Here is a 1,612-nt window from a genome sequence, read left to right on the forward strand (position 1 = left end):
CTAGTGCCGCATCAGCCAACGTTCGCCCTGTTCCTGATGAGATGATCACGGCAGTCATCGGGGCTGGCAGCCCTGGATCGGGGAGTGAGGCGCCGAGTATGGCCACTGGTGAACCCTGGACGGGCGACGATCGGGATCACAACGATCGGTGCCATGCCCGTTGGCGTGCGTCCTTCAATCGCGCTACCGATCAACCTGACTACCGGGACGAGTGGTACGACGCCCAGTGCGGTGGGTGCCGCTTCTGGATCGCGTTGAGCGGGCAGCTCGGCCAGGACTACGGGGCCTGCACCAACCCAGTCTCACCGTTCGACGGACGGGTCCGGTTCGAGCACGACGGCTGCGAGTGCTTCGCCGTCCGCGAGGACGACTCGTTCGGGTAGACGCTGGTCAGGCAACATTTGCCCGGGCGACCACCTTGCGCAGGCGCTCATTGGCGGCGTTCTTGTTCCGCCAGATGATGTAGCGGCGGATCATGCTGCCCTGCTCTTTGTGGCTGGCGTGGTCGGTGCCGTCGAGGGTGAAGTAGCGCAGGGCGGTGAACTGGGCCTCGATGCGGTTGAGCCAGGAACTGTTGGTCGGGGTGTAGGCGATCTCGACGTTGTTGGCCTCGGCCCAGTCCGCGACCCGGCGGCAGCGCCTGGTGGTCAGGTGCGGGGAGAAGTTGTCGCAAACGATCGCGATGCGTATGTCCGCCGGGTGGAGGCTGCGCAGGTAGCGGCAGAACTCCAGGAACTTCGAGCGGTTCTTGGTCTTCTTGATGTGGCCGTAGAGCTTGTCCCTGCCCAGGTCGTAGGCGGCGAACAGGTGCCGTACTCCGTGTGGTCGGGTGTAGGTCGCCCGCCGCCTCGGCCTGGGCTCCCGGTCGGGGTCCTTGTGCTTGCCGCCGAGTTCGGCCCATTGCCGCCCGGGATGGGGCTGGAGGTTGAGCGGGCCGAACTCGTCCATGCAGAAAACGACTTCGGGTTCACCAGGCTCGGGTATGACCTCGCCGTCGGCGATGGCGTAGAGGTGCTCAACCCGGGCCTTCTTGGCCTCGTAGTCGGGGTCCTTCGAGGCCTTCCAGGTCTTCACGCGTTGAAACGAGACGCCCTCCTCGCGGAGCAGGACCCGAAGGCCCTCGTGGCTGATGTCGTCGACCACCCCCTCGGCGACCAGGAAGTCGGCCAGCTTGACCAGGCTCCAGGTCGAGAACGGCAGGCCGTGCTCAGCCGGCTTGGACTTGGCAATCTTCTTGATCTCCCGACGCTCGGGCAGGGTGAAGGTCCTCGGGCGTCCGCCCTTGTACTTGGGGTAGAGCGCCTCGAAGCCGTCGGTGTTGAAGTCGTGGATCACGTCGCGGACCCGGTCCGGGCTGGTGAATGTCACCTCGCCGATCTTCGCCACGGGCATGCCCTGGGCGGACAGCAGCACCATCTGCGCGCGCCGCCATGTCACCACCGAGCCGGTGCCCCTGCGGATGATCCGCAGCAGACGCCGGCCCTCATCGTCATCGATCTCACGAACCCGTACTCGCTCTGCCACCCGCATAGCTTGACGGACCGGCACCGAGCCGGCGATCACCAGGGCGGGCGCGTCACAACAGGGCGAAGGTTGTCTGATGCGGCACTAG

The 1,612-nt window shown here is 65.8% G+C and carries 2 protein-coding genes; one reads left to right on the top strand and one right to left on the bottom strand.

What is annotated here, in order from left to right:
- A partial coding sequence (locus tag ACFYXB_RS45950) for a DUF3027 domain-containing protein (RefSeq protein ID WP_389591470.1) occupies positions 1–383 on the top strand: 383 nt, incomplete at its 5' end.
- Between the two features lie 7 nt (positions 384–390).
- Here ACFYXB_RS45950 and ACFYXB_RS45955 read toward each other — a convergent pair.
- Positions 391–1,524: an IS630 family transposase gene (locus ACFYXB_RS45955; protein ID WP_389591471.1), complete on the bottom strand. Its 1,134-nt coding sequence runs from the start codon at positions 1,522–1,524 to the stop codon at positions 391–393.
- Between the last annotated feature and the right edge of the window lie 88 nt (positions 1,525–1,612).

Source organism: Streptomyces sp. NPDC002619 (assembly GCF_042889305.1).
Lineage (GTDB): Bacteria > Actinomycetota > Actinomycetes > Streptomycetales > Streptomycetaceae > Streptomyces.